General features: G+C 72.5%; 24 protein-coding genes and 1 pseudogene. 11 read left to right on the top strand and 14 right to left on the bottom strand.

Going from position 1 to position 25,580, the window contains the following annotated elements; all coding sequences use genetic code 11:
• The first annotated feature begins 232 nt into the window (after positions 1-232).
• Entirely contained in the window at positions 233-2,533 is a 2,301-nt protein-coding gene (locus AB0N03_RS50400) for a PQQ-dependent sugar dehydrogenase (RefSeq protein WP_364388346.1), read from the top strand.
• A gap of 39 nt (positions 2,534-2,572) precedes the next feature.
• Here AB0N03_RS50400 and AB0N03_RS50395 read toward each other — a convergent pair whose 3' ends face one another.
• Positions 2,573-3,847 (bottom strand): sigma-70 family RNA polymerase sigma factor, encoded by a 1,275-nt coding sequence (locus tag AB0N03_RS50395; protein ID WP_364388344.1) that lies wholly within the window; start codon positions 3,845-3,847, stop codon positions 2,573-2,575.
• Between the two features lie 285 nt (positions 3,848-4,132).
• Between AB0N03_RS50395 and AB0N03_RS50390 the strand changes: the two genes are divergently transcribed.
• Positions 4,133-5,521 (top strand): alpha/beta hydrolase domain-containing protein, encoded by a 1,389-nt coding sequence (locus tag AB0N03_RS50390; protein ID WP_364388342.1) that lies wholly within the window; start codon positions 4,133-4,135, stop codon positions 5,519-5,521.
• A 53-nt stretch (positions 5,522-5,574) separates the two neighbouring features.
• On the opposite strand, the gene AB0N03_RS50385 is transcribed toward AB0N03_RS50390, so the two are convergent.
• On the bottom strand, positions 5,575-6,450 hold the full coding sequence (locus AB0N03_RS50385; RefSeq protein ID WP_364388340.1) for a DUF4394 domain-containing protein: 876 nt from the start codon (positions 6,448-6,450) through the stop codon (positions 5,575-5,577).
• A gap of 155 nt (positions 6,451-6,605) precedes the next feature.
• On the opposite strand from AB0N03_RS50385, the gene AB0N03_RS50380 reads away from it, so the two are divergent.
• Positions 6,606-7,034, top strand: coding sequence for a hypothetical protein (locus tag AB0N03_RS50380; RefSeq protein ID WP_364388337.1), 429 nt, complete (start codon positions 6,606-6,608; stop codon positions 7,032-7,034).
• Positions 7,035-7,129: 95 nt separating this feature from the next.
• Here AB0N03_RS50380 and AB0N03_RS50375 read toward each other — a convergent pair whose 3' ends face one another.
• Together AB0N03_RS50375 and AB0N03_RS50370 are read right to left on the bottom strand one after the other, a co-directional pair.
• Positions 7,130-9,346 carry a tetratricopeptide repeat protein gene (locus AB0N03_RS50375; RefSeq protein ID WP_364388348.1) on the bottom strand — a complete coding sequence of 739 codons (2,217 nt, stop codon included), beginning with the start codon at positions 9,344-9,346 and terminating at the stop codon, positions 7,130-7,132.
• A 266-nt stretch (positions 9,347-9,612) separates the two neighbouring features.
• Positions 9,613-10,128, bottom strand: a pseudogene (locus tag AB0N03_RS50370) (BTAD domain-containing putative transcriptional regulator); the annotation flags it as partial.
• Between the two features lie 218 nt (positions 10,129-10,346).
• Here AB0N03_RS50370 and fadD8 point away from each other — a divergent pair.
• Complete coding sequence (gene fadD8 / locus AB0N03_RS50365) at positions 10,347-11,957, top strand: fatty-acid--CoA ligase FadD8 (RefSeq protein WP_364388335.1); 1,611 nt, start codon at positions 10,347-10,349, stop codon at positions 11,955-11,957.
• A 105-nt stretch (positions 11,958-12,062) separates the two neighbouring features.
• Here fadD8 and AB0N03_RS50360 read toward each other — a convergent pair whose 3' ends face one another.
• Positions 12,063-12,938, bottom strand: coding sequence for an RNA polymerase sigma-70 factor (locus AB0N03_RS50360; RefSeq protein WP_364388332.1), 876 nt, complete (start codon positions 12,936-12,938; stop codon positions 12,063-12,065).
• A gap of 73 nt (positions 12,939-13,011) precedes the next feature.
• The gene (locus AB0N03_RS50355; RefSeq protein WP_364388330.1) at positions 13,012-13,347 is read right to left on the bottom strand and encodes a cupin domain-containing protein; all 336 of its coding nucleotides are present in this window, start codon (positions 13,345-13,347) and stop codon (positions 13,012-13,014) included.
• 116 nt (positions 13,348-13,463) lie between these two features.
• Between AB0N03_RS50355 and AB0N03_RS50350 the strand changes: the two genes are divergently transcribed.
• Genes AB0N03_RS50350 through AB0N03_RS50340 form a run of 3 tightly spaced genes read left to right on the top strand, consistent with a single transcriptional unit; the run spans position 13,464 to position 14,852 of the window.
• A complete protein-coding gene (locus tag AB0N03_RS50350; RefSeq protein ID WP_364388328.1) occupies positions 13,464-13,709 on the top strand; it encodes a hypothetical protein in 246 nt (81 codons plus the stop codon).
• A gap of 56 nt (positions 13,710-13,765) precedes the next feature.
• Positions 13,766-14,509 carry an SDR family oxidoreductase gene (locus AB0N03_RS50345; protein ID WP_364388326.1) on the top strand — a complete coding sequence of 248 codons (744 nt, stop codon included), beginning with the start codon at positions 13,766-13,768 and terminating at the stop codon, positions 14,507-14,509.
• A 13-nt stretch (positions 14,510-14,522) separates the two neighbouring features.
• Positions 14,523-14,852 carry a hypothetical protein gene (locus AB0N03_RS50340; protein WP_364388324.1) on the top strand — a complete coding sequence of 110 codons (330 nt, stop codon included), beginning with the start codon at positions 14,523-14,525 and terminating at the stop codon, positions 14,850-14,852.
• On the opposite strand, the gene AB0N03_RS50335 is transcribed toward AB0N03_RS50340, so the two are convergent.
• The 3 genes from AB0N03_RS50335 to AB0N03_RS50325 form a co-directional block, all read right to left on the bottom strand.
• Complete coding sequence (locus tag AB0N03_RS50335) at positions 14,821-15,678, bottom strand: protocatechuate dioxygenase (protein ID WP_364388322.1); 858 nt, start codon at positions 15,676-15,678, stop codon at positions 14,821-14,823. The genes AB0N03_RS50340 and AB0N03_RS50335 overlap by 32 nt on opposite strands.
• 140 nt (positions 15,679-15,818) lie before the next feature.
• Positions 15,819-16,406: an ABATE domain-containing protein gene (locus AB0N03_RS50330; RefSeq protein ID WP_364388320.1), complete on the bottom strand. Its 588-nt coding sequence runs from the start codon at positions 16,404-16,406 to the stop codon at positions 15,819-15,821.
• A 2-nt stretch (positions 16,407-16,408) separates the two neighbouring features.
• Positions 16,409-17,533 carry an MFS transporter gene (locus AB0N03_RS50325; protein ID WP_364388318.1) on the bottom strand — a complete coding sequence of 375 codons (1,125 nt, stop codon included), beginning with the start codon at positions 17,531-17,533 and terminating at the stop codon, positions 16,409-16,411.
• 180 nt (positions 17,534-17,713) lie between these two features.
• Here AB0N03_RS50325 and AB0N03_RS50320 point away from each other — a divergent pair, with 180 nt between their 5' ends.
• Positions 17,714-18,103 carry a nuclear transport factor 2 family protein gene (locus AB0N03_RS50320; RefSeq protein ID WP_364388316.1) on the top strand — a complete coding sequence of 130 codons (390 nt, stop codon included), beginning with the start codon at positions 17,714-17,716 and terminating at the stop codon, positions 18,101-18,103.
• A 6-nt stretch (positions 18,104-18,109) separates the two neighbouring features.
• On the top strand, positions 18,110-18,673 hold the full coding sequence (locus tag AB0N03_RS50315; protein WP_364388314.1) for a PadR family transcriptional regulator: 564 nt from the start codon (positions 18,110-18,112) through the stop codon (positions 18,671-18,673).
• Between the two features lie 40 nt (positions 18,674-18,713).
• On the opposite strand, the gene AB0N03_RS50310 is transcribed toward AB0N03_RS50315, so the two are convergent.
• From AB0N03_RS50310 to AB0N03_RS50290, 5 genes are read right to left on the bottom strand one after another with little or no spacing between them, the layout of a single operon-like run.
• On the bottom strand, positions 18,714-19,358 hold the full coding sequence (locus tag AB0N03_RS50310; RefSeq protein ID WP_364388312.1) for a response regulator transcription factor: 645 nt from the start codon (positions 19,356-19,358) through the stop codon (positions 18,714-18,716).
• Complete coding sequence (locus AB0N03_RS50305) at positions 19,355-20,470, bottom strand: histidine kinase (protein ID WP_364388310.1); 1,116 nt, start codon at positions 20,468-20,470, stop codon at positions 19,355-19,357. Before AB0N03_RS50305 ends, AB0N03_RS50310 begins: the two co-directional genes overlap by 4 nt.
• Before the next feature lie 25 nt (positions 20,471-20,495).
• Entirely contained in the window at positions 20,496-21,179 is a 684-nt protein-coding gene (locus AB0N03_RS50300) for a hypothetical protein (RefSeq protein WP_364388307.1), read from the bottom strand.
• Positions 21,176-22,078 carry an ATP-binding cassette domain-containing protein gene (locus AB0N03_RS50295; protein ID WP_364388305.1) on the bottom strand — a complete coding sequence of 301 codons (903 nt, stop codon included), beginning with the start codon at positions 22,076-22,078 and terminating at the stop codon, positions 21,176-21,178. The genes AB0N03_RS50300 and AB0N03_RS50295 overlap by 4 nt, the downstream gene beginning before the upstream one ends.
• Positions 22,075-22,323 (bottom strand): PLD nuclease N-terminal domain-containing protein, encoded by a 249-nt coding sequence (locus AB0N03_RS50290; protein ID WP_364388303.1) that lies wholly within the window; start codon positions 22,321-22,323, stop codon positions 22,075-22,077. The genes AB0N03_RS50295 and AB0N03_RS50290 overlap by 4 nt, the downstream gene beginning before the upstream one ends.
• Positions 22,324-22,497: 174 nt before the next feature.
• On the opposite strand from AB0N03_RS50290, the gene AB0N03_RS50285 reads away from it, so the two are divergent.
• The gene (locus tag AB0N03_RS50285) at positions 22,498-23,448 is read left to right on the top strand and encodes a hypothetical protein (protein ID WP_364388301.1); all 951 of its coding nucleotides are present in this window, start codon (positions 22,498-22,500) and stop codon (positions 23,446-23,448) included.
• Positions 23,449-23,659: 211 nt separating this feature from the next.
• Positions 23,660-24,856, top strand: a complete 1,197-nt coding sequence (locus tag AB0N03_RS50280; RefSeq protein ID WP_364388299.1) for a hypothetical protein — start codon at positions 23,660-23,662, stop codon at positions 24,854-24,856.
• Positions 24,857-25,580 lie beyond the last annotated feature (724 nt).

Below are 25,580 nucleotides of genomic sequence, written 5' to 3'. Positions count from 1 at the left end.
GCGGCCGTATCCGGTCATCGGAATGAGAATACGTGCGGGGCGCGGGTGCCACCGTCGCTTTCGTCCGAAGTCAGGACCGGAAGGCGTGCGGTGCGTCGCGACGCCGTCGGCGGCCCGCCGCACCCTCGGCCGCGACTGAGCGGTTCGTGTGCATTTTGCGCCCGGATGTAACAAGTACCGGACTTCCGGCGCCATAGGGGACGGTCCCGGTCCCCGCGCACCAGGAGTTCCCATGATGGTTTTTCGTCGTCCCCTGTTCTCCCGAAGATCCCGGCGAGCCCTCGCCGCGGCGGTGGTCGTGCCGCTCGCCGGCGCCCTCGCGGTGGCCGTCGCCGCACCCGCCGCGGCCGTGCCCACCGGGTTCGCCGACACCGTCGCGATCGGCGGCCTGACGTCGCCGACCGCCGCGGCGTTCGCGCCCGACGGGCGCGTCTTCGTCGCCGAGAAGAGCGGCCTGGTCAAGGTCTTCGACTCCCTCGCCGACCCGACCGCGACGGTCTTCGCCGACCTGCGGACCCCGACCCAGGACTTCTGGGACCGCGGTCTGCTCGGCCTGGCCGTCGACCCCGCGTTCCCCGCCCGGCCGTACGTCTACGTCTCCTACACCCTCGACGCCCTGTCCGGCGGCACCGCACCGCAGTGGGGCGACGCCTGCCCGACACCGCCGGGCGCGACCGACCAGGGCTGCGTCGTCACCGGCCGGGTCTCCCAGCTGACCATGGGCGCCGGCGGCACGGCGGTCAGCGAGAAGCCGCTGGTCACCGGCTGGTGCCAGCAGTTCCCCAGCCACTCGGTGGGCGCGCTGGCCTTCGGCCCGGACGGCGCCCTGTACGCGGGCGGCGGAGACGGCGCCAGCTTCAACTTCGCCGACTACGGCCAGGTCGGAAATCCCTGCGCCGACCCGCCTTCCCCGGCCGGCACGAACCTCGCCCCGCCGAACGCCGAAGGCGGCGCGCTGCGGTCGCAGTCCCCGCGCCGCGCGGCCGGGCAGCCGGTGCTGCTCAACGGCACGCTCCTGCGCCTCGACCCCGACACCGGCGAAGGACTGCCCGGCAACCCCTTCGCGAGCAGCTCCGACGCCAACGCCCGGCGCGTGATCGCCTACGGCGCGCGCAACCAGTTCCGGTTCGGGTTCCGGCCCGGCACCGGCGAGCTGTGGGCGGGCGACGTCGGCTGGAACACCTGGGAAGAGATCAACCGCGTCGCGAACGCCGGTGACGCGGTGGCGGAGAACTTCGGCTGGCCCTGCTTCGAAGGCACCGCCCGGCAAGCCGGCTACGACGGCGCGAACCTCGACCGCTGCGAATCCCTCTACACCGCCGGCGGGCAGACCGCGCCGTTCTACGCCTACAACCACAACGCCAAGGTCGTCGCGGGCGACCCGTGTCCCACCGGCGGCTCGTCGATCAGCGGGATCGCCTTCGAGTCGGGCAGCAACTACCCCGCCGCCTACGCCGGCGCGCTGTTCTTCGCCGACTCCTCACGCGGCTGCGTCTGGGCGATGCAGACGGCGAACGGCCAGCCGAGCCCGAGCCGGCTGGTCCCGTTCGTGACCGGGGCGAACACGCCCGTGCAGGTGCTGACCGGGCCCGGCGGCGACCTCTTCTACGTCGCGCTGGGCAGCGGCGAACTGCGTCGCGTGAGCTACCCGGGCGGCACCAACCGCCCGCCGGTCGCTTCGGCCACCGCGACGCCGTCGTCCGGACCGGCGCCGCTGACGGTGCGGTTCGACGGCACCGGGTCCACCGACCCGGACGCCGGTGACGTGCTGTCCTACGCGTGGGACCTCGACGCCGACGGCGCGTACGACGACTCGGCGGCCCCGGACCCGGCCTGGACGTACACCACGGCGGCGGCGGTCGACGCCGGCCTGCGGGTGACGGACTCCCACGGCGCGACGGCCACCACGACGGTCCGCGTGACGGTCGGGACGCCCGCCGGGCTCGACCCGGTGCCGGTCATCGACGTCCCCGCCGCGTCGCTGACCTGGTCGGTGGGCCAGACCGTCGCGTTCTCCGGCCGCGCGATCGACGCTCAGGACGGCGGCCTGCCGCCCTCGGCGCTGTCCTGGCGGCTCGCGATCCGGCACTGCGCGGCCAACGGCACCTGCCACACGCACAACGTGCAGGACTTCCCGGGCGTGGCCGCGGGCACGTTCGTCGCGCCGGACCACGAGTACCCGTCGTACCTCCAGCTCACCTTGACGGCGACGGACTCGACCGGCCGGACCGGCTCCGAGACCGTCGACCTGCAACCGAAGACGGTGACGCTGAACTTCACGTCGAGCCCGAACCAGGCCCTGCTCACGGTCGGCGGGACGCAGCAGCGCACGCCGTTCTCGCGGACCGTGATCGCCGGCTCCACCAACTCGATCAGCGCGGACAGCCCGCAGAACCTGCCGCCGCTCAACCTGAAGTACGCCTTCACGAGCTGGGCGCACGGCGGGGCGCGGACGCAGAACATCGTCGCCCCGGCGGCTTCCGCGACCTACCAGGCGAAGTACCGGCTCTGCTGGCTGCTGCAGCCCTGCTGACCGGATGACCGGCTGACCCGGCCCCGCCGAGGGGCCGGGTCAGCCCTCCGGCTGCTTCGTCTTCTCCGGCTTGGATTCCTTCGTCTTTTCCGCCTTCTTGGACTCTTTCGCCGCCTGCTTCGACTCCTTCGCGGCTTGCTTCGACGATTGCTTCGCCTCTTTCGCCGCTTGGTTGTCGTTCGCGGCCGTCCCGGTGCCCTCCGCGACCCCGGACTCTTCCGCGGCCCCCGTCTCACCCGGCGCGGTGGGCGGGACCGACGTGAGCTGCGCCCCGGAGGTGGACCGCGGGTCGCCGCCCGCCGGGACGCCCGCCGCGGGCGGCGTTCCCACCGGCTGCGTCGTCGAGCCGTCCGCGCCGGTCGCCGGGGGCGCCGGTGCCAGGTCGGACGTGCTCGCGCCGATCGTCACCGTCGTGACCAGCGCCGCCCCCGCGGCGGCCACCTTCGCCGCCGTGGCCCACGACAGGACCGAGGCCCCGGTGCTCGCGGCCGCCCCCGACGACGCGAGGGATCCGGTGGTGGTCAGCCAGTGCGTCACGACCGGGAGGCCCAGGATCAGCGGGGCGACGGCGGCGGGCAGTTCTTCGTTGATCTCCCGGAGACCGGTGGCCAGCTTGCGGCAGTCCGCGCAGCGGTCCAGGTGGGTCGTGATCCGGTGCGCCTTGTGGTCCCCGACGCCGTCGCGCACCCACCGGGCGAGCTGGCCGGAGACGACCCGGCAGGTGCGCCGCCGGGCCTCCGGGACGTGCTGGTCGAGGTACGCCTGCCGCAGTCCTTCCCGGGCCCGGTAGGCCAGCGCGGCGACGCCGTTCGGCGTCATCCCGAAGTCCTCGGCGATCCGGGCCGGCGACTCGCCCTCGATCTCGGTCCGCCACAGCACCGTCCGCCACCGCTCGGGCAGGCTCGCGAACGCACCCGCGGCGACGGTGCCGTGCATCCGGCTGTCCACCGGCTCGTCGCTGCCTTCGCTCGGCAGGACGTCCGGCACCTCGGCCACCAGCGACAGCGCGGAGTCGCGCCGGCGCCAGCTGATCATCGTGTTCCGGATCGTCGTGAGCAGGTACGGCCGGAATTCCTCGTCCGGGCCCTCGCCCGACCGCAGAATCCGCAGTACGCGGGTGAATCCTTCGGCGATGAGGTCGTCCCGCTCCGCCTCGCCCGACGCGATCGCGGCCGCCACCCGGCGGGCCGCGACCAGGTGCCGGTCGTAGAGCTGGCCGTACGCGGCGATCTCCCCGCTGCGCACCGCTTGGATCAAGACCGCGTCGCTCGGGACGTCCCTCGTCCCGGCCACCACCGGCGCCACCTCGGTCACCCACACCCCCTTGCTCGTGCGCTTGCACGTGCAGAACGTCACGCGATAGTCGTCCAACGAGAGGCCGGGCGCAAGGTTTCGGAGCGGAAAGCCCTTTTTCTTCCGCGGTGAGTGTCCCGGACCCGCATCTTGTCAGGTGACTGAGCACTCCGGCGCGGTTTCGTCCCGGTCCGGCGGCCCGTCGTTGCCGCGGCGTTACCGGACGAGTAGAGACGAAGGGCGGTGGCCACCGCACCCGTGTCCGATGTGGACGGTCCGCGTCCCGTCACCAGGAGGGTCTCCCCCATGCGCAGAGTCCGGTGTCTTCTGCTGACCTTGCTGCTCCCGGCCGTTGTGGTCACCGGCGTGGCCGAGGCCGCCCCCGCGCCCACGGTGACGGCGATACCCGCCGACGCCGGGAAAGGCCGGCCGGTCAGCGGCGCCGAAGGCATCCTCGACCTCGCCGGCCGCGGTTACGTCGAGCAGGAGTATCTTCTGTCCGGCCAGGCCGACACGTACGCCCAGGACGGCCTGTGGACCGACGACGGCCGCTGGGCCACACACGTCGCCACCACCGGAAACCCGTACACCACGCGGATGGTCGTGGTCCGGCCTCGCGATCCGGCCCGGTTCAACGGCACCGCCGTCGTCGAGTGGCTCAACGTCAGCTTCGGCGTCGACATCCCGGTCGACTTCTCCCAGTCGTACGAGCACTTCTTGCGGGAGGGCTACGCCTACGTCGGCGTGACGACGCAGAAAGCCGGGGCCGACAAGCTGAAGAGCCTCGACCCCGGCCGGTACGACGCCGTGAGCCTCAGCTCCGACGCGCTGTCCTACGACGTGTTTTCGCAGGCCGCGCAGGCGGTCCGGACGCACCCGGAGCTGCTCGGCGGGCGCACCCCGGCCGTCGTGCTCGGCACCGGGCACTCGCAGTCCGCGCTGCGGCTGACCACCTATGCGAACGCTGTTCAGCCGGTGCGCGGCAGCTACGACGGTCTCATGATCCACGGCCGGGCCGCCCTCGCGGCCCCGATCGGCGACGGCATCGTCGGTCCGTTGTCCGCGCACATCCGAACCGACCTGACCGCGCCGGTGTTCGTGCTGCAGTCGGAGACGGACGTCGTCGCGTCGGCCTCGGTCCGGCAGGACACCGCCCGCGTGCGGACGTGGGAGGTCGCGGGCACCGCGCACGCCGACCGGTACGGGCTGGACCTCTACAACGCGGCCAACGCCCGCGACCGGTCGATCAACGACGGCGCGCCCACGACGTGCGACAAGCCGGTGAACAGCATGACGTTCCGGTACGCGGAGAACGCGGCGTTCGCGCACCTGGACCGCTGGGCCCGCGGCGGCGCGGCCCCGCCGACCGCGACGCCGATCTCCCTGCTGCTGGGCCTGTTCATCGTGCGCGACGGTGACCAGAACGCCCTCGGCGGGATCCGCCTGCCCGACTTCGACGCGCCGGTCGCGGCGTACGCGCCCAACAACAGCGGCGGAAACGTGCCGGGCGCGTGCCTGCTGCTCGGCACGACGACACCGTTGTCAGCAGCCCGGATCCGGCAGCTCTACCCGGACCACGCCACGTACGTCGCGAAGTTCACCGCCGCGGCGGACCGGGCCCTCCGGGCCGGCTACCTCCTCCCCGCCGACCGCGCCGAAGCCGTCGCCCGCGCGCAGGCCGCTCCCATCCCGTAGCAGGCGGGTGACCGCGAGCCCACCCTCGCAGCGGTGGGCTCGCGGCCACGACGTCAGTTGGTGTCGAGGGCGATCGCGAGGTCGGTGATCGCCAGCGGGAACTGCCCCACCGGACTCGCCGCGCCGGTCAGCAGGTTAACGTTGTCCAGCGTCGCCGAGCCGCCGACCGGGACGATCGTCGCGAACGCCGTCGCCGAAACCGTCTTGCCGTTGACCAGGTCGCTGTAGATGTCGAGGCCCGCGTTCGGGGCCGCGTCCACGCCGAGCGCCCCTGTCGGGGCCAGCGTGCCGTTGTTGGCCGGCGACTGGACGACGACCTGGTCCGCCGTCGTGTTGAGGTCGAAGAGCGTCGTCGCCGTGTCGGCGTTCAGGTCGTTGTTCGTGTAGGCCGCGGCCGTGACGCCGCGAGTCGGGCCGCTCAGCGGCGGGGTGGTCAGGATCGCGTCTTCGATCGTCGTGCCGTCGGCGAGGTTGTGCCGCAGGCTCTGGCCGTTGTCGCTGATCACGCGCAGCCGGTCGGCGGCCGGGTTGAAGTCGACGTCGAAGTTCGTGCCGTACAGGGGAACGCTCAGTTGCGACACCTTCTTGACGATCACGTCGGTCGTCACCGGCGGCGTCGGCGACGGCGTCGTGATCGTGTAGATGCCGCCGTAGTTGCCGACCCCGTACATCGTGTTGTTCTGGACGCGGAAGTCGATCCCGATCAGCGAGGTGTCGCCGCTGAGGCCGGTGACCACCCGGACCCAGTCGAGCACCTGGGGCCGGTCGGTCGTGAACGTGGCCATCAGCGTGCCGTCGGCGGAGATGCCGAACGCGCGCAGCCCCGCGGCCTGCGCGACGCTGTCGCCCGCAGTGGCGACCGAGACGGCGGTCGCGGCCGACAGGACCGCTGCCGCGGCGGCGATCCCTTTCTTGATCCGTGCCTTCATGGTGCTTCCCCTCCTGGAGCTTCCGTGGGCGAGAGGAAGCTATTCGGGCGAACTGGACAGCCGTTGGACGTCGGCTGGACTCGGCGATCGGCGTCTTGCGGGTGTCTTCCCGAGCCAGGACATTGGGACCACAACCGAAAACAGGGGGGTTCACGATGACCATCGGACGCAGACTCGGCGCACTCGCGGCGGCCACGGCGGGACTGCTCGCCACCGTCCCGTTCGTCACGGGCGCCACCGCCGGCGCCGCGGAGAAGACCTGCTGGAGTACCGAACCGATCGAACTCGCCCTCGAAGACGTCTGGAGCTACACCTACCAGGTGTCCTGGTGCGCGGAAGGCACGGAAATCGTCTCGGTCGACCCCGTCGTCACGCACCAGGTGATCGCCCCGGTCTGCAGCTGGGTGGGCAACCTCGAGGAGTCGGTGACCAAGTCCCCGGACGGCGAGGCCCGCACGGCGTACAACCTGAGCGCGTTCTCCTGCCCGGGCGACATCGGCGCCAAGGGCGTGACCCCGTGGGCGATCGTCACCCTCCAGGCGAACGGGACCTACACCGTGGACGCCACCGGCATCCACCCCTGACCGAGCGCCGGTCGCGGATCCGGCGGCGCGCGCGAGGTCGCGAATGACTCATTCGCGACCTCCGACTCCCCGAATGAGTCATTCGCGGCACTGCTTCAGCACCGCGAGCGCTTCCGCGGTGCCGTGGCCGGTCTCGCGGTGGACGGCCAGCGCCCGGCGGGCGTGCTCGGCGGCCGCGCCGGGATCGCCCTGGGCCAGCAGGATGCGGCCAGCACCGTCAGGGCCTGCCCCCGCAGCGCCCGGTAGCCCGCCCGCTCGGCCAGCGCCAGGGCCTGGCGCGCCGGGGCGGGGTCGGCGGCGGCCGCCGCCAGGCCGATCAGGGCGTCGGCCTCCGGGTAGCGGTCACCGGTTTCGCGGATCAGGTCGAGGGCCTGGCCGTACCGGCGGATCGCGTCCGCGCGGGCGCCGGCGCGGTGGAGCACGGCCCCGAGGGTGGCCAGCGCCTCCGCCTCGGTCCGCGGGTCGCCGGTTTCGCGGGCCAGGGCCAAGCCCGCGCGAGCACCGTCGAGGGCCTCGTCGCGACGGCCGAGGTCGTCGTGCGCCGCGGCCAGCCGGCTGCGGGTTTCGGCTTCGCCGCCGCGGTTTCCCGCCTCGCGCTGCAGCCGCAGCGACCGGCCGAGCAGCTCGGCCGCCTCAGCCGGCCGCCCGCGCGCCCGCTGCGTCTGCCCGAGGTTGGCGAGGTTGATCGCTTCCCCGTAGCGGGACCCGATCCGGCAGAACCGGCGCAGCGCCTGGGCGTGGTGGTCGGCCGCCTCCGCCAGCCGGCCCATCTCCCAGTGGACGAGCCCGAGGTTGGCGAACGCGACGGCCTCCCCCGCGACCTGGCCGATCCGGCGGCTCAGCGCCAGGCCGCGCTCGAACCGCGTCACGGCCGCGGCGAGCCGCCCCGACTGCCAGTAGACGCACCCGAGGTTGCCGAGCACGGCGGCCTGCGCCTCGGCCCAGCCCGCCCGCCGGGCCAGCAGCAGCGCCGCGGTGTAGTGCTGCACGGCCGGCCGGTACCGGCCCTGGCGGAAGTGCAGGTCGGCGAGGCTGAGCCGGGACACGGCCCGCGCCCGCGGATCCCCGGCCGCTTCGGCGGCGGCCAGCCCGGCTTCCGCGGCGGCCGCCCACTCGACCCGGCGCATGCACATCCAGAAGTAGCCCCGCAGCGCGTCCGCGAGCAGCCACGCCATCGGCCGCGGCCCGGCGTCGGCCGCGTGCCGGACGGCCGCGACGAGGTTGCCGCGTTCGGCGTCCAGCCAGTTCGACGCCTCCCCGAGCCCGGCGAACCGGCCGGCCGACTCGGGGACCGGCAGCCGCAGCATGTGCGGGTAGAGCAGGCGGGCCGCACCGTCCACCGCGGCCAGGTACCAGTCGTACAGGCGGCCCAGCGCGCGGTCGCGGTCCGGCTCCGCCCGTTCGGCCTGCTCGGCGGCGTAGCGGCGAAGGAGGTCGTGGAAGCGGTAGCGGCCGGGGCTGTGGTGCTCGACGAGGTGCGCTCCGGCGAGCTTTTCCAGCAGCGCACCCGCCTGCGCCGGCTCGGTGCCGGCGAGGGCGGCGACGGCCTCGGTGCCGGCGTCGGCGCCGGGGACCAGGCTCAGCAACCGGAACAGCCGCTGCGCGTCGGCGGGCAGCGCGGCGTGCGACAGGTCGAACGCGGTCCGCACGGCGGTCTGCTCGTCACCCTGCACCGCGAGCGCGGCCAGGAGGTTGCCCTCCCGCAGTTCCGCGACGTAGTCCTCGATGCCGTGGCCGGGCCGATCGGCCAGGTTGGCCGCGGCGATCCGCAACGCGAGCGGGAGGTGGACGCACAGCTTCGCGAACTCGACGGCCGCTTCCGGTTCTTCGCGCACCCGCTCGTGGCCGAGCACGCCGCCCAGCAGTTCGACGGCGTCTTCGGGGTTCAGCACGTCCAGCGTGAGCCGGCGCGCGCCGTGCACGGCGACCAGGCCCGTCATGCGGTCGCGGCCGGTCACCACCACCAGGCACCCGGGCCCGGCCGGGAGCAGCGGCCGGACCTGCTCCGGACCGGCGGCGTTGTCCAGCAGCACCAGGATCTTTCGGTCGGTCGTCAGGGTCCGGTACAGGGCCGCGGCGGTTTCGCCGTCGGCGGGCACGCGTTCGGGCGGGATCCCCAGCGCGGCGAGGAACTGCGCGAGGATCTCGATCGGCGGCGCGGGGGCGCCGGGCGCGTGCCCGCGCAGGTTCGCGTAGAGCTGCCCGTCGGGAAACCGGTCGCGCACGCGGTGGGCCCACTGGACCGCGAGCGCCGTCTTGCCCACGCCCACGGTGCCGGAGATCGCGGCGATCGCCCCGCCCGCGGCCGGCACGCTGTCCAAAAAGGACAGCTCGGCGGTGCGGCCGGTGAACCCACCGGGCTCGGCGGGCAGCTGCTGGGGGATCCGCTGCGCGGGCCGGGGTCCGGCCGGTCCTGCGGCGGGGACGCCGTCGTCGTGCAGCAACGCGGAGTGGGCCGACAGGAGCTCCGGTCCGGGGTCGATGCCGAGTTCCTCGACGAGCCGGGCCCGCGTCCGCCGAAGAGCCGGAACGCCTCGCCCCGCCGGCCGAGGGCGTGGTGGGCGCGGATCAGCAGCGCCTGCGCGGATTCGTCGAGAGGCTGCTCGGCGGCGGCCTCGGCGATCCCGGGCAGGACCTCGGCCGCGGCGCCGGCGGCGATCATCGCGCCGGCGTAGCGGGAAAACGCTTCCCGGCGCTCCGCGATCAGCGACACGACCTTCGGGTGCACGGCCAGCGCAGGCAGATCGGCCAGCGGACGGCCCCGCCACAGCTGCAGCGCTTCGCCGAGTGAAGCCACGACGCGGGCAGGGTCGGCTTCGCGGTGGGCGTCGTTCGCTTCGGCGATGAAATCCCGGAACTGCCACAGATCGACGTCGACCGCGTCGCGCAGCACCGCGTAACCGCCGCCGATGTGCGGGAGCACCCCCCTGCCGGACCGCGGTACGCGCCCGGGTTCGAGCAGCCGGCGCAGGTGCTTCACGTGGGTCTGGACCACGTTCACCGCACTCGGCGGCGGCCGGTCGCCCCAGAGCGTGTCCACCAGTTCGCGCCGGGCGACGGCGTCGCCGCTGGCGAGCGCGAGCAGCCCCAGCACCGTGCGGCGGCCGGGCGGGCCGAGCTCGAGCTCCACACCGTCGCGCCACGCCCGCACCGGACCCAGCACCTGGATGCGCACCGACCTCGTCGCCACGGTGTCCCCCGCTAAGGGACGGAAACCGGCGCTGGAACCTGTTCCACCGGAACAGGAGGCGGACACCCCTTGCCCCGTGCGGGTATAGTGCCGAAAACAGTAACGTGTTCTAGTATTTCGCCGTGGAAGGGACCGGGATGGACGAGCAGGCGATGCGGTATCCGAACCACCTCGGGCATCTGGTCGTCTCCGCCCTGAAGCGCCACCGGGACGCGCCGGTGATGGTGCTGGGCGAGACCACGATGACCGGGGGCGGGACCGCCGAGCAGGTCAGCCAGTACACCCAGGCCTTCGAGGAGCTCGGGGCCGGCACGGGCGCGGCGGTGGCGCTGCTGTCGCTGAACCGGCCCGAGGTCCTGCTGATCATCGCCGCCGGCCAGATGCAGGGTTCGCGGCGGACGGCACTGCACCCGCTGGGCTCGCTCGACGACCACGCCTACATCCTCGGCGACGCCGGCATCACCACGTTGATCATCGACCCGGTGCCGATGTTCGTCGAGCGCGCGCTCGGCCTGCTCGAAAAGGTGCCGGGGCTCACCCAGGTGCTCACCATCGGGCCGGTGCCCGAGCAGCTCGCCCACGTCGGCAAGGACCTGACCGCGACCGCCGCGAAGTTCGAGCCGGGCCCGCTGCGGCCCGCCGCCCTGCCGCCGGACCAGGTCGTCTCGATCACCTACACCGGCGGGACGACCGGCAAGCCCAAGGGCGTCATGGGGACCGCGCAGGCGATGGCGACGATGACGCAGATCCAGCTCGCCGAGTGGGAGTGGCCCGAGGCGCCGAAGTTCCTCATCTGCACGCCGCTTTCCCACGCCGGCGCGGCGTTCTTCGCGCCGACGCTGCTGAAGGGCGGCTCCCTGGTCGTCGTGCCGAAGTTCGACCCCGCGGGTGTCCTGCGGATCATCGAGGAGGAGCGGATCACGGCCACCATGCTGGTGCCGACGATGCTCTACGCGCTGATGGACCACCCGGACTCGCGCACGCGCGACCTCTCGTCGCTGCAGACGGTGTACTACGGGGCGGCGTCGATCAACCCGGTGCGGCTGCGCGAGGCGATCGACCGGTTCGGGCCGATCTTCGCGCAGTACTACGGCCAGTCCGAGGCCCCGATGGCGATCAGCTACCTGGCCAAGGGCGACCACGACGACGCGCGGCTGTCCTCGTGCGGGCGGCCGTCCGCGTTCCTGCGCACGGCGCTGCTCGACGCCGACGGCAATCAGGTGCCACCCGGCGAACCGGGCGAGATCTGCGTGGCCGGCCCGCTGCTGGCGGCCGGCTACTGGAACCTGCCGGAGGTGACGGCGGAGACGTTCCGCGACGGCTGGCTCCACACCGGCGACGTCGCCCGCGAGGACGAGGACGGCTTCTGGTTCATCGTCGACCGGGTGAAGGACATGATCGTCACGGGCGGGTTCAACGTGTTCCCCCGCGAGGTGGAGGACGTGGTGGCCGAGCACCCGGCGATCGCCCAGGTAGGCGTGATCGGCACCCCGGACGAGAAGTGGGGCGAAGCGGTGACGGCGGTGGTGGTCCTGCGTTCCGACGCGCCCGCCGACGACGCGGCGATCGAGCGGCTCACGGGCGAGATCCAGGCGGCGGTGCGGGAGAAGAAGGGCCCGGTGCACGTGCCGAAGCAGGTGATCGTGGCGGCGTCGCTGCCGATGACAGGGCTGGGCAAGCCGGACAAGAAGGCACTGCGGGCCCAGTACGAGCCGCGGAGCGCGAGCGTGTAGGGCGTTATACGCGGAGTCGGTGTCGCGAATGAGTCATTGGGGGCGCCGGAGATCCCGAATGAGTCATTCGCGACGTTGGCGGGAGGCGCCGCCCGCCCGGCGGGCTCAAGCCGCGACGGCGGCCTTGAGCTTGCCGGGGTTCATCATCCACAGCACCTGGTCGATGCCGTCCGCCGACGCCGTGACCGTCAGCACCGTGAACACCTCGCCGTCGCGGGAAAGCAGCATCGCGTGCGCGCCGTTGACGAGCGCCGGAGTCACCGTCACGCCGACCCAGAAGCGGTCGTGGAACGCGCGGAGGTACTTCGCCACCGTCACAGCGCCGCGCACCGGGATGCGCGACGCGCGGGCCACGCCGCCGCCGTCGGAGTAGCTGATCACGTCGGCCGCGAACAGCTCCTCCAATGTCGACAAGTCGCCTTCCTGAGCCGCGGTCACGAACGCGGTCAGGAGCCGGCGTTGCTCGGGCGGTGCGGCCGGCGTGCGCCGCTGCGCGGCGAGGTGCTTGCGCGCCCGGCTGACGAGCTGGCGGGCCGCGACCTCCGTCGTCTGCACGATCTCGGCGATCTGGGCGTACGGGTAGTCGAACGCCTCGCGCAGCACGTAGGCCGCGCGCTCGGTCGGCGTCAGCTTCTCCAGCAGGAGCAGCACGGCGAGCTCCAGCGCGGCACCCCGCTCGGCCCCCAGCTGCGGATCGGCCGAGGTGTCCACGGGTTCCGGCAGCCACGGGCCGATGTAGGTCTCGTGACGCGCGTAAGCCGTCTTGGTCGCGTTGATCGCCAGCCGGGTGGTCGTCGTGGCGAGGTAGGCCGCCGGGGTGCGCACCGCGGCCCGGTCACTGGCCTGCCAGCGCAGCCACACCTCCTGGAGCAGGTCCTCCGCGTCGGCGGCGCTGTCCAGCATGCGGTACGCGATCCCGAAAAGCCGCGGCCGCACCTCCGCGAAGACGGCGGTCGCGTCCTCGAGGCCGGTGTCCTCCATGCGCGCGGATCCCTTCTGACAGCGGCAGCGTACCGGCCACGGACGACCGGTGTTGATCATCCTTCCGGGCGAATCAGGGCCGCGGTGCCCGCCGGTCGCGCCGCTCTTCCAGCTCTTCCGCGCGCACCGGCTCCAGCATCGGCCGGCCGGGCACGCAGAACATCGTGACCACGAACGCGGATTCCGCGTCGGGCAGGTGGTTGCCGTCCTGGTAGTGGATGACGTCGCCGCCCGGTTCCCAGAACGCCTCGCCCGCCTTGACCACCCGCTCGGGCTCGCCTTCCAGCTCGAAGACGATCTCCCCCTGGATGACATAACCGTAGGCCGGCCCGGAATGCCGGTGCGGCGGCGCACCCGGGCAGTGCCTGCACCGGCTCGCCGCTCCCCGCCCCGGCCGACGACTTCGCACGGCGGTTCCGCGCCGCCTGCACCGAGGAATCCGCCACGGCACTGAACTCACTGCTGGCCGAAGACGTCACCGCATGGTTCGGCGGTGGCGGGAAGCTGCGCACCGCGGACCGGCCGGTGCGGGGCCGCGCCGAGGTGACGCGGGCCGTCCTCGCCCTGCTCGCACCCCGCTCCGGCACCCGGGTGGACGAGCGCTCGGTCAACGGCAGCACCGGATTCGTCGTGCGGGTGGACGACCGCGTCGCGGCGGTCGTCCTCTGGCGGGCACGCGACCGGGTGATCACTGACCTCTGGCTGGTCCTCAACCCCGCCAAGCTGCGAGGCTGGCCCGTTGTCACGAACGAACGCGCTGTCTTGTCCTAGTGGGTTGTGCAGCCTTCCCGGGTCCTCCGGGACGGCGCCGAGCGGAAGGAACGGACATGAAGGTCGTCGTCATCGGCGGAACCGGCCTGATCGGCACGAACGTGGTCGCGCGGCTGGCCGAGCACGGCCACGAGGCGGCCGCCGCCGCCCCCAGCACCGGGGTGAACACCCTGACCGGCGAAGGGCTGAAGGAGGTGCTGCAGGGCGCGGACGTCCTCATCGACGTGTCGAACTCGCCGTCGTTCGCTGACGACGACGTCATGAACTTCTTCCGCACCTCGACCGAAAACCTTGTCGCCGCGGCGAAGGAAGCCGGCGTCGGGCACTACGTCGCGCTGTCGGTGGTGGGCACGGACCGGCAGCCGGACGTCGGGTACTTCCGCGCCAAGGTCGCGCAGGAGAAGCTGATCACGGAGTCGGGCCTGCCGTTCTCGATCGTGCGGGCGACGCAGTTCTTCGAGTTCGCCGGCGGGATCGCGGACGGCTCGACCGCCGACGGCGTCGTCCACCTGCCGGGCGCCGGCGTGCAGCCGATGGCCGCGGCCGAGGTGTCCGCGGCCGTCGCCCGGACCGCGGCCGGGCCGCCGGTCGGCGGTATCACGGAGATCGCGGGCCCGGAGGTCTTCGGCCTCGACGAGTGGGTGCGCACCGTGCTGACCGCGCGCGAAGACCCGCGCGAGGTCGTCACCGACCCGCAGGCGCCGTACTTCGGCGCGGTGCCGGGACCGCAGGACCTCCTGCCCGGGCCGGGCGCGAAGCTCGCCGACACCAAGCTCGCCGACTGGCTGGCCCGGTCGTGACCGCGCCGCACGGGTGACCCGGCGCCACCCGTGCGGGCACGGCGTTTTCCACGACCACCGTGACGGTGGACGGCGGTTCCCTCGCGCGGCCGGGTACGCCGGTTCCTTCCACGCGACGCTGAGCGTGCTCGCGCGGGAAACCGGCGCCGACCCGGCCGGGCTGACCGTCGCGGTGACGGTGGCCGTCGGCCCCGACCCGGCCGGCGCCGGTTCCCTGCTGCGCACCGAAGTCGCGGTCACGTGGCCGGGCAGCGACGACGTGCGGCGATTGGTCGAGCGGGCAAAACCCGGTGCCCATACGCGAAACTGCGCTAGACGCCGTCGTGGTCCGGGTCGGCGTTGAGCACGATGCAGCCGACGTACCCGTCACGGGCCTTCGTGACCTTCAGCAGCATGCTCGGCCGGTAGATGGAGTCGCCGTCGTTGAAGGTGTCCCGGCCGGTGCGCTGCGCGTAGGGCTGGGTCGCCATCACCTCGGTGTTCCGGGCTTCGTCGAACATCAGCTGCGTGGTGAGCGTCTTTTCGTTGCCCACGTGCACCATCACGTGGACGTGGATCGTGCGGCCGCGGTACCAGCCCGGCCAGATCGTGGTGAACTCGACGGTCCCGCGCTGGTTGGTGACCTGTGCGCCGCGCAGGTACCGCTTGTCGTCGGTCGGCTCGAGGTCGGCGTCCCCGCCGGGCGGCGGACCGCCGGTGGGCGGGGTCCCGGTCGGCGGGTTGCCGGTGGGCGGAGTGCCGGTGGGCGGCGTGCCACCCCCGCCGCCGGACGCCGCTTCCGCGCCGGAGTACAGGCCGCCCGCGTCGCAGTGCCAGATCTCGACCACCGCGTGCGGGATCGGCTTGCAGCTTTCACTGTCCTGCACCTGGAGGGCGAGCCGCAGCTTCGCGCCCTGCTTGTCCTCGCGGACGTCGCTGCGGATCTTGTCGGCGTCGAAGTAGTAGGGCCCCTGGGTGGCGGACGCGGTGAGCGTGCAGGTCCGCGCGCCGGCGAACAGCGCGGTGAGGTCCGCGTCGGTCACCGCCTGCAGGGCGACGGTCTCGCCGGTGGACGTGGTGACGGGGCTCTTGCCCGCGCACGCCGTGACGAGCGCGCCCAAGCCGACCGAGCTCACTCCGGCGAGCAGCCGGCGCCTGCTGACCCGCTGTCCTTCGTGGTCGTGTTCCATGCCTGTCCTTCCGCGGTGGGGTTCGGGAGTAAAGGCCGGTTGACGATCAGGTGAGCCGGCCTTGAACCAAGGTGGCGGCCGGGGCTGTGTCCGAGCTGTGGTGACGCTGTGCGTCGCCGAGCGGTCACGGACGGCGAAGCTCAGCCGTGGCGGCGGTTCTTCTCCCAGCTGCCGCAGGCGCGCATGCTGCACCAGCGGCGCAGGCCGTTCTTGCTCGTGTCGTAGAACAGCCAGCCGCAGCTGCCCTCGTGGCCGGGGCAGCGGCGGATCCGGCCGAAGTCCGCGGTGAGCGCGGCCTCCGCGGCCGAGCGGGCGATCGGCCGCAGCAGGCAGCCGAGGTCGGCGTTCGAAGCCCAGCTCCAGCCGAGCCCCTCGGCCGTCGGGACGAGCTCGGCGTGGCTCATGGCCTCGGCGTAGGCGCGCTGGACGGCCGCCAGGGCGTCGGCCGGCGGGTCCTCGCCGTCGGCGATCGCGGCGAACACCGCGTGGACCGCTTCGCGCAGGGCCACCGCGCGGGCCAGGGTTTCCGCGGCCTCGCCGGGATTCCGCTCGGTACGCCGCCGCAGCAGCCAGGCGCGGTTGCCGCCGATCGTGCCGGCCCGCTCGGACCAGTCGACGAGGTCCGCGGGCTCGCCGAGGTGGTCCACGGACGGCTGATCGGGGCGCGACCGGCGGGGTCCGACGGTGTTGGCGAAGTCGAGGCAGACCAGGCCGGCGATGAGCTCCACGGTCACTCCTCGACCGGGCGAACGGCGATGCTCACGAGCGCCAGCGCCGAGACGAGGACGAACGCCGTCGTCAGGCCGGCGCGGTCGGCGACGAACCCGAACGCGGCCGGGCCGATCGCCGCGCCGACGGTGTTGAAGACGATCACCAGGCTGAAGCCACGCGTCGGGTGGTCGGCGAAGAGGGCCGAACTCCACAAGGGCAGCAGCGCACCACCGATCATGAACCCGGCACCGTAGAGCACCGCGGCGACGACCGCGAATCCGCCGCCGAACAGCGCGCTCGCGGCGGCGAGCACCAGTTGCGCGGCGACGTACACGCGGCGCAGTCCCATCCGCTGGACGAGCGTGCCCGCGGCCAGCCCGGCGGCCCCGGCCACGCCGATGAGCGTCCACAGCAGCGAAGCGCTCCGCTCGTCGCCGGCGGCCATCCCGGCGAACGACCAGCAGGCCGCGCCGACCAGGCCGGACATGACGGAGGCGGCGAGCAGCCGGCCGACGCCGGGCCGGGAGAACAGCTTGGCGCGCTCGCGGGGCGCCGTCCGGGGCCGGGCGGGCAGCGCCCGCAGGTTCCAGGCCGTCACGGCCACCGCCACGGCCGCGGCGGCGAGCCAGACGATTCGCCAGCCTTGGCCGGGCACCAGCAGCGCGGCCGTCCCGGCGACGGCGGCGCCGAAGGTGGTACCGGTGCTGATCATCGCCAGGGCGTGCCGCCGGCCGGCCGGGCGGACCCCGTCCTCGACGACGTCGGAGTAGGGCGCCCACACCCAGCAAGGCGACATCCCGGCGATGACGACCCCGGTGGCGAAGAGCGCGGGCCCCTGGGCGAGGCCGATCAGCAGCATCCCGGCCGCGGCGGAGCCGACGCCGAACGCGACCGGCCAGCGCGCGCCGAAGCGACCGGAAGACCAGGCCACGACGCCGAGGGCGACCAGGCCGCCGAGGTAGCCGGCGCTGGTGACGGCGCCGAGCGCGCCGGCCGAGCCGCCGAACTCGGCCTGGAACCGCGGCAGGAACAGGCCGTAGCCGTAGCGGGCGAAGCCGAAGCAGACGGCGAGGGTGGCCAGGCCCGGGAGGCCCAGCCGCCACGCTCCGGTCTTCCGGGTATCGGACGTGAGGGTCGTGGTCATGGGGTTCGGCTACCCGGGCGGTCCGGTCGTAAACCGGCTATCGATGTTTTACTGGATCGCACGTCAACCGACGTTATCAGGTGTAACTGACCATTGAAGTTGATTTCACCGGTCCTGGCCAGCGGGAGCCGCCCCCAGTAGGCTGCTGATAGTCAATTTGTTGAGTAGGTGAGGTGAGGCGTGAACAGCTTCCGAAAGGCCGTCGAGGCCCGCGATCCCGACGCCATGGCCGCGACGCTGGCGGAGAACGTGGTGTTCCGGAGCCCGGTGGCGTTCCGGCCGTACCCGGGCAAGGCGATCACGGCCGCGATCCTGCGCGGCGTGCTGCGGGTGTTCGAAGATTTCCGTTACGTGCGCGAGCTGAGCGGCGACGAAGGCCGGGACCACGCGCTCGTGTTCGAGGCCCGCATCGGCGACGCGCGCGTCGAAGGCTGCGACTTCCTGCACTTCGACGACGACGGGCTGATCGACGAGTTCACGGTCATGGTCCGGCCGCTGTCCGCCGCGCAGGCGCTGTCGGAGGCGATGGCGGCCCAGTTCGACCAGATCCAGCGCGAAGCGCTCAACTAGTTCACCATGGCTCTGCGTCACGCGCTGATGGCGGCGCTGCTCGAGGGCGAGGCGTCGGGCTACGACCTGGCGAAGGGGTTCGACGCGTCGGTGGCGAACTTCTGGCCGGCGACCCCACAGCAGCTCTACCGCGAACTGGACCGGATGGCGGCGGACGGCCTGGTCAGCGCCCGCCTGGTCCGCCAGGAGAAGCGGCCGGACAAGCGGCTGTTCTCCCTGACGGAGGCCGGCGAGCAGGCCCTCCACGGCTTCACGGCGAGTCCGCCGCGCCCCGGCGTGATCCGCGACGAGATGCTGATCCAGGTCCAGGCGGTCGACACCGGCGACGAGGCGGCGGTCCGCCGGGCGTTGGAAGAGCGCATGGTCCGGGCGGCGGCGAAGATCGCCCGGTACGAGCGCCTCCGGGCGGCCTTGCTGGACGGCCGTTTCGAGGACGACTACCTCGCCGACGCCGAGCGGGTGGGGCCGTACCTGACGCTGATGCGCGGGCTGTCGTTCGAGCGGGAGAACCTCCGCTGGTGCGAGCAGTCCTTGAAGATCCTCGAACGCCGGGCCGCGGGTCGTGAGTGAGAAACTGGGTTAGGACACTGTTTCGCACTCACGACCGGGGTCAGCTCAGGCCGGCGTCGTGGACCAGGATCGCCACCTGGGTGCGGTTGGCCGCCTCCAGCTTGGCCATGATGTGTCCGATGTGGACCTTCACCGTGGACTCGCTCACCACCAGCGCCTTCGCGATCTCGGCGTTGCTCAGTCCGCGTCCGATGTGGACGGCCACATCGTGCTCGCGCGGCGTCAGCTCCTCCAACCGGAGCCGGGCCCGCGAACTCCCGCCCCCGGAAGCGAAGTCCGTCAGCAGCCGCTTCGTGATCTTCGGGGACAACATCGCCTCGCCGCGGGCCGCCACCCGGACGGCGTTGACCAGCTCGCGCGGCGGCGTGTCCTTCAGCAGGAAGCCCGCCGCGCCGTGGCGCAGGGCCGCGTACACGTACTCGTCCACGTCGAACGTCGTCAGCACCACCACCGCCGGGGCCGCCGGGTGCGAAGCCAGCCGCCGGACCACCTCGATGCCGTCGACCTTCGGCATCTGGACGTCGGTCAGCACCACGTCGGGCCGGTAGCGGTCGGTCAGCTCGACCGCCCGCGCGCCGTTCGTGTCCTCGGCGACCACCTCGACGTCGTCGGCCGACTCGAGGATCATCCGGATACCGCTGCGGACCAGTTCCTCGTCCTCCAGCAGCACGACCTTGACCGTCACTGTCCCTCCCCTACCGGAAACGCCGCGAGCACCTGGAACCGTCCATCACCCGTCGGGCCGGTGCGCAGGTCGCCCCCGGCCAGCTCGACGCGTTCGCGCATGCCCACCAGGCCGTAGCCGGACCCGGGGACGGCGCTGCCGTGCGGGGTCAGGCGGTTGGTCACCTCGACCGCCAGCCGGTCGCCGGTGACGGCCAGCCGGACGTCGACCGCCGCGTGCGGCGCGTGCTTGCCCGCGTTGGTCAGCGACTCCTGCACCACCCGGTAGACGGCCCGGCCGACCTGGTCGGGCACCGCGGGCAGCGGGTCCGGCAGCGTCAGCTCGACCCGCGCACCGGTCGCCGCGACCTCCGCGACCAGGTCCTCCAGCGACGCGAGCACGCCCGGGCCCGCGTCCGGGGCGTCGTCGCGCAGCACCCGCAGGATGCCGCGCAGCTCGTCGAGCGCCACGGCGCTGGTGGCCCGGATCGTTTCGGCGGCCTGCTCGGTCTTCTCGTCCGGCGCCCGCAGCGACAGCGCGCCGGCCTGCAGCGCGACCGCGGTGACCCGATGGGCGACGACGTCGTGCATCTCGCGCGCGATCCGCCGACGTTCGGCGAAGACGGCCTGGTCGGCCAGCAGCGTCCGGGTGCGTTCGGCCTCGTCGGCACGGTCCCGCAACACGCCCAGCAGCGCGGCGCGCTGGTGCATCCACAGCCCGGCCAGCGCCGGGCCGAGCACGAAGAAGCCCAGCACGATCACGATGAGGGTGAAGCTCGCCGGGTCCCGCAGCACCGGCACGACGTTGCCGGCGATCCCGGCGACGACGACCGCGAGCCCGGTCACGACGCTCACGCCGTGCCGGACCGCGACCGAGTACTGCGCCACCATCAGCGGCAGCAGCGTCACCCCGGCCGGCATGCACCCGACCGCGACCAGCAGCACGAGGAACGGCCAGCGGCGCCGCGCCAGCAGCGCAACCCCCGAAAAGACCACCGCGGGCACGTAGAGCGCCGGGTGCGGGTCCCGCGGGTCGCCGCCGGCCAGGGTCACCACGATCACGGCCGCGGCCACCGCGACGTCGAGGGCGAGCAGGACGACCCGGCCGTCCCACCAGCTCAGCCAGCGCTTCATCGGGTTCAGGTTAGGGCGTGCGGGATCAGCCGTCACGGCGAGCCAGGGTGAACGTGGCCGCGCCCAGCGCGAGCGCGACCAGCGCGACGAAGACCGCGCTCCCCGGCAGGGCGGACAAGGCCGTGCCGCTGAACGGCAGCACGGTCACCGGCACGCCGCTGAGCTCGGCCAGCGCCGTCTCCGCGACGAACGTCCACACCGCGAACACGCCGACGGCGAGGCCGGTGTGCCGCAGCAGCCCGCCGAGCGCCACGCCGGCCAGTCCGGACAGGACGGTCAGCGCGAGCACCCCGCCCACCGCCCTGCCTGCCGCCCCCGCGCCGGCAGGCAGGGCGCCTCCGCCGGTCAGCACCCCGGCGGCGGTCAGCACCACCATCAGCACCCCGCCCAGCAGCCCGAGCCCGGCGGTGACCAGGGCCCGCGCGGCGACGATCCGGGCCGGCGAGCGCAGCACCAGCCGGGTGGTCGCGAGGGTGCCGTGCTGGTGGTCGAGCCCGAACGCGGCGACGCCGACGGCGGCGACCAGCAGCGCCCCCAGCCGGTCGACGAGGCCGAACGCCGAGGTGAACGCGTCGAGGTCGCCGAGGTCGCGCTTGAGGCCCCAGTACAGGCCGGACGCGAACTGCAGCACCCCGGCGCCGAGCAGGAGCAGCCACGTCGAGCGCAGTGAGCGGGCCCGCACCCATTCGTAGGCCAACGCGTGCTTCACGGCAGCTCCCCCCGGTGCCGGACGGCGGCCGCGGTCGCCGCGAGGAACGCGTCCTCCAGCCCGCTCTGGCGGACGAACAGCTCCCGCACGCCGACCCCCGCCCGGCCGGCGATCGCCGCCACCCGCTCGGGGTCGGCGGTGTCGACGACCAGTTCGGCGGCTTCCTGGCGCACGCGCAGGCCGTCGCGGGCCAGCGCGACCATCAGCACGCTGGGGTGGTCGACGCGGACCACGACGTCGGCGCGCGCGTGGCGCCGGACGAACTCGTCCAGGGGCCCGGCCGAGAGGAGCCGGCCGGCGCCGATGACGATCAGGTCCTCGGCGAGCAGCGACATCTCGGCCAGCAGGTGCGAAGACGCGAAGATCGTCCGGCCTTCCCCCGCCAGCCGCCGTAGGAGGTCGCGGATCCACCGCACGCCTTCGGGGTCGAGCCCGGTGGCCGGCTCGTCGAGGATCAGGTATTCGGGGTCGCCGAGCAGCGCCGTGGCCAGGCCCAGCCGCTGCTTCATGCCGAGGCTGAACCGGCCGGCGGGCCTCGTCGCGACGGACTCGAGGCCGACGGTGTCCAGGACCTCCCGGACGCGCCGCGCGGGCAGACCCCCGCCCGCGGCGACCATCCGCAGGTGCGCGGCGGCCGGCCGCGCGGGGTGCACCGCCGCGGCGTCGGCGAGCACCCCGACCGTCCGCAGTGGACCCGGGACCTCGGCGTAGGTCCGGCCGCCGAAGGTGGTGCGGCCGCGGCCGCGGGTCAGGCCGAGCATCAGCCGGATGGTCGTCGACTTGCCGGCGCCGTTGGGCCCCAGGAAGCCGGTCACCACGCCGGGCCGGACGGTGAAGGACAGGTCTTCGACGCCGGCCCCGCCGCGGTAGGTCTTCGCGAGCCCTTCCGCGACGATCATCGGCGGGCCGGCTCGTAGGCGTCACGACGGCCGAACGCGAACCACAGCAGGCTGCCCAGGAACGGCGCGCAGAAGGCGAAGATCACCCAGACGAGCTTCATGCCGCCGGTGAGCCGCGAGCCGAGGATGCTGATCAGGGCGGCCAGGAACAGCACGATGAAGGCCAGCAGGGCGGCGCCGGTCAGGCCGAGCACGAGCCACGACCAGGTTTCTTCGTGGCCTTGGATCAGGGTGGCCGGGTGCATGGGCTTTCTCCTCACGTCGATCTCTTGCATCCAAGATCGCCGATCGCGCGGGCCGGCACATCCGATCTTCGGGGAGTCCGGGATAGGCGGAAAGTACTAGGCGGCCCGGCCCGCTTGTACGGCTCTTGTACGGGGTCCGCCGACGATTCGCCGGACATCCCCGATGGAGGAAACGTGAGAACCACACTCAAGACGGCGGTCGCCACGATCGGCTTGGCCGTCGCGATCACCGGGCTGGCCGCGCCCGTGGCCGAGGCCGCGCCGGCCTACCCCGTCACGACCACAGTGGACGGTCGCACCGTCAAGGACTCGGACGTCGCGGTGGGCAAGCAGCGCATCGCGAACATGTACGCCTCCGGCACGTCGGTGACGCTGGCGTGCCAGGACACCGGTCCGGAGTACGGCGGCAGCAGCATCTGGGACCTGACCACGGACGGCCTGTGGGTGCCCGACGCCTACGTCAAGACCGGCTCGACGTCGATGGTCGCGCCGCAGTGCACCACGCCGCACGCGTTCCCGGCCAAGGCGGACCTCAACGGCCGCGCGAAGAAGGGTGACGCGGCGGACGCGGCCGGCAGCGTGGCGAACAAGTACCTGACCGGCGCGTCGGTGCCGGTGGTCTGCCAGGCTACCGCGTCGGACGAGATCTGGGACTTCACCGGCGACAACCTGTGGGTGCCGGACGCACTGATCAAGACCGGGACCGACGGGTTCGTCAGCGGCGTCCCGCACTGCGACACCGACGGCCTGAAGGCGGGCGGCTCGACGAACCCCGCGGACCCGCGCGCCGACAGCGCGATCGCGTTCGCCAAGGCGCGCCTGGGCCACACGGACTGGAACAACCAGTGCGAGCTGTTCGTCGAACGCTCCTTCGGCACCAGCGGCCGGTTCGCTTCGGCCACCACGCACTACCAGTGGCAGAAGGCCAACGGCCGCATCCACACGGGCTCGGTCGCCCCGGCCGGCACGGCGGTCTTCTTCACCAGCACCACCAGCAACGGGCACATCATGCTCGCGCTCGGCGGCGGCGTCGCGATCAGCACGGGCCCGTCGGTGTACCAGACGAGCACGTACGCGCAGCGCTCCGACTACTTCGGCTGGGCCTACGTCCCGTCGAGCTGGTGATCGCTCCCGGCCGCCGCGGCACACTCGTCGCGGTGGCCGAGGCCGACCTGCTTGGGCGACGTGCGGTGATCACAGCACGTCACATGAACCTCGCGGATTCGATGTGAGACGCGTCGGAAAAGATCTTCCCCTTTTCACCGCAAAGCTGTTGCCCATTCACCCCGCCCGGTCCTAGGTTGTACCGGGCATTGATCGGACTACTGGGGGTCTCATGTCATTGCGCCACCGATTAGGCAAAGCCGCCCTCGCGGCGGGCATCCTCGCGGGCCTGGTCGCCGCTCCGCCGACGGCGCTCGCCGCGGCCGGGCCGACGACGTTGCCCGCCTCGCAGTACACCCTGGCGGCGAACTACAACCAGTTCGACGCCGTCAACTCCGCACTGGTCTCGACACTGGGGACCGCGGCCGTCCACACGGTGATGGACAACGCGAACCACGACCGCACGGCGCTGCCGTCGTCGTTCTCCGTCGCCGGGCTCTCTACCGGTTTCCGGTTCGACAGCGGCGACAACTCCGACTGCACGAACTACCCGCAGGGCATCACGACCAGCCGGGACGCGGTCGGCACGGCCAACAGCGGCAACTACGACGGGCACCAGCTCGTCGTGGTCAGCTGGTACACCAAGGACGGCTGCGACGGCGGCCAGGCCCGCAGCCGGATCACGTTGGTCGACTGGGACGCCACCTACCCGAACAAGTACCGCAAGGTCCTGCTGGTCGAGCCGACCGGCACGGCGGCGGCCCCGGACTTCAAGGACATCCCGGTCCACGCGGGCGGCGTTTCCTGGTACGGCGACTACCTCTACGTCGCCGACACCGGGAAGGGCATGCGGGTCTTCGACATGCGGAAGATCCTCAAGACGAACACCGGCGGCACGGCCGACCAGATCGGGCACCAGACGGGGACGACGTACTACGCGCACAACTACGCGTACGTCCTGCCGCAGGTGGGCACGATCACGTCGAAGACGACGTCCGGGACGAACCTCGCGTGGTCGTCGATCTCCCTGGACCGGGTGAGCAAGTCGATCGTCATGACGGAGTACACGTGCCCGTCCGGCTGCACGGACTACCCGAACCGCGCCCCGCGCGCGATCCGGTACCCGTTCGCCGCTTCGGGCACGTTCGCCGCCACGACGACGGCGAGCCAGGCGCTGCAGCTGCCCTGGTACAAGCTCAACGGCCTGGCGTCGCACAACGGGCGCTGGTGGTTCAACTCGTCCGGCCAGAAGCAGCTGTACTACTGGACTCCTGCGGCCGGCGCGTCCACGTTCTCGTGGGTGGGCAGCGGGGAAAGCCTCTCGTACTGGGAGGACGACACCGAGGCTGACCTGCTGTGGTCGTTGCAGGAGGGCGCGGGCAGCCGCAACGTCTTCGCGGTCACCCAGGCCACCTACGGCGGTGGCTGAGGTAGCCTGGGCTCTATCGGACACTTCGGACAGCAGCGCGACCCGAGGCGGAAGCACCGCCTCGGGTTGCTGCTTGCTGTCCTGGTGTTCCTTTCCGGGGTAGCCGTCGCCCATTCCCCGTCGGCCACGTTCGACGGGCCGGCTGTGGCGACGGCGCAGTCGCAGTCTCTTGTCTCGGGTCGGCATGCGGTTCCGCGTTTGCCCGCTTCTCTCCCTTGGGCTGTCGTTCCCTCCGCCGCCGGGTCTTCGTTTGCTTCGCCGTGGTTGCCCGGGGAGCAGATTGACGATGCTCCTCCGGCCGTCTCGTCTCCGACGTCGCGGTCCACCCGCGCTCCGCCTTCCTTCGGTTCGTGAGCTCTTTCTCCGGCACCGTCTTCCCAGTGTCGTGATCTCTGCTGCCCGAGGGACGTTCTCTGATGTCTTCTGTTGTGCTCGCTCTTCTCGTTGCCGTTGTTGCTGTTGCTGTTGGGTTGGTGGTCAAGATGTTCCGGCGGGATGAGCCTCTCTTTGGTGGTTTGGGGATCTGTCTGCTCGTTGGGCCTGGTTCTCTGCTTGCCTTTGTGCATGTTGGTCTGACTGAGTTTTAGGGATACGGCTTCGCCGTTGCCGGGCTGCCGCTTCCACCTGATTGGTAACTGTTCAGGGCATTTCGGTGTTCGTTGGCAGCCAGGGGTTTCCGGTGATGGCGTCGCGTAGCGCGGTGATGATGTGGAGGCCGTTCTTG

This window comes from Amycolatopsis sp. NPDC051061 (assembly GCF_040682935.1).
In the GTDB taxonomy this organism is placed as follows: domain Bacteria; phylum Actinomycetota; class Actinomycetes; order Mycobacteriales; family Pseudonocardiaceae; genus Amycolatopsis.
The sequence above is the reverse complement of the archived record's forward strand: the minus strand, read 5'-3'. Positions and strand labels throughout refer to the sequence as shown.

Coding starts and splice junctions, on each gene's coding strand:
- AB0N03_RS50280 (WP_364388299.1), top strand. CDS start 23,660: ATGTCATTGCGCCACCGATTAGGCAAAGCCGCCCTCGCGGCGGGCATC.
- AB0N03_RS50380 (WP_364388337.1), top strand. CDS start 6,606: ATGACCATCGGACGCAGACTCGGCGCACTCGCGGCGGCCACGGCGGGA.
- AB0N03_RS50295 (WP_364388305.1), bottom strand. CDS start 22,078: ATGATCGTCGCGGAAGGGCTCGCGAAGACCTACCGCGGCGGGGCCGGC.
- AB0N03_RS50385 (WP_364388340.1), bottom strand. CDS start 6,450: ATGAAGGCACGGATCAAGAAAGGGATCGCCGCCGCGGCAGCGGTCCTG.
- AB0N03_RS50325 (WP_364388318.1), bottom strand. CDS start 17,533: ATGACCACGACCCTCACGTCCGATACCCGGAAGACCGGAGCGTGGCGG.
- AB0N03_RS50335 (WP_364388322.1), bottom strand. CDS start 15,678: ATGGAACACGACCACGAAGGACAGCGGGTCAGCAGGCGCCGGCTGCTC.
- AB0N03_RS50315 (WP_364388314.1), top strand. CDS start 18,110: ATGGCTCTGCGTCACGCGCTGATGGCGGCGCTGCTCGAGGGCGAGGCG.
- AB0N03_RS50360 (WP_364388332.1), bottom strand. CDS start 12,938: ATGGAGGACACCGGCCTCGAGGACGCGACCGCCGTCTTCGCGGAGGTG.
- AB0N03_RS50400 (WP_364388346.1), top strand. CDS start 233: ATGATGGTTTTTCGTCGTCCCCTGTTCTCCCGAAGATCCCGGCGAGCC.
- AB0N03_RS50345 (WP_364388326.1), top strand. CDS start 13,766: ATGAAGGTCGTCGTCATCGGCGGAACCGGCCTGATCGGCACGAACGTG.
- AB0N03_RS50290 (WP_364388303.1), bottom strand. CDS start 22,323: ATGCACCCGGCCACCCTGATCCAAGGCCACGAAGAAACCTGGTCGTGG.
- AB0N03_RS50305 (WP_364388310.1), bottom strand. CDS start 20,470: ATGAAGCGCTGGCTGAGCTGGTGGGACGGCCGGGTCGTCCTGCTCGCC.
- AB0N03_RS50390 (WP_364388342.1), top strand. CDS start 4,133: ATGCGCAGAGTCCGGTGTCTTCTGCTGACCTTGCTGCTCCCGGCCGTT.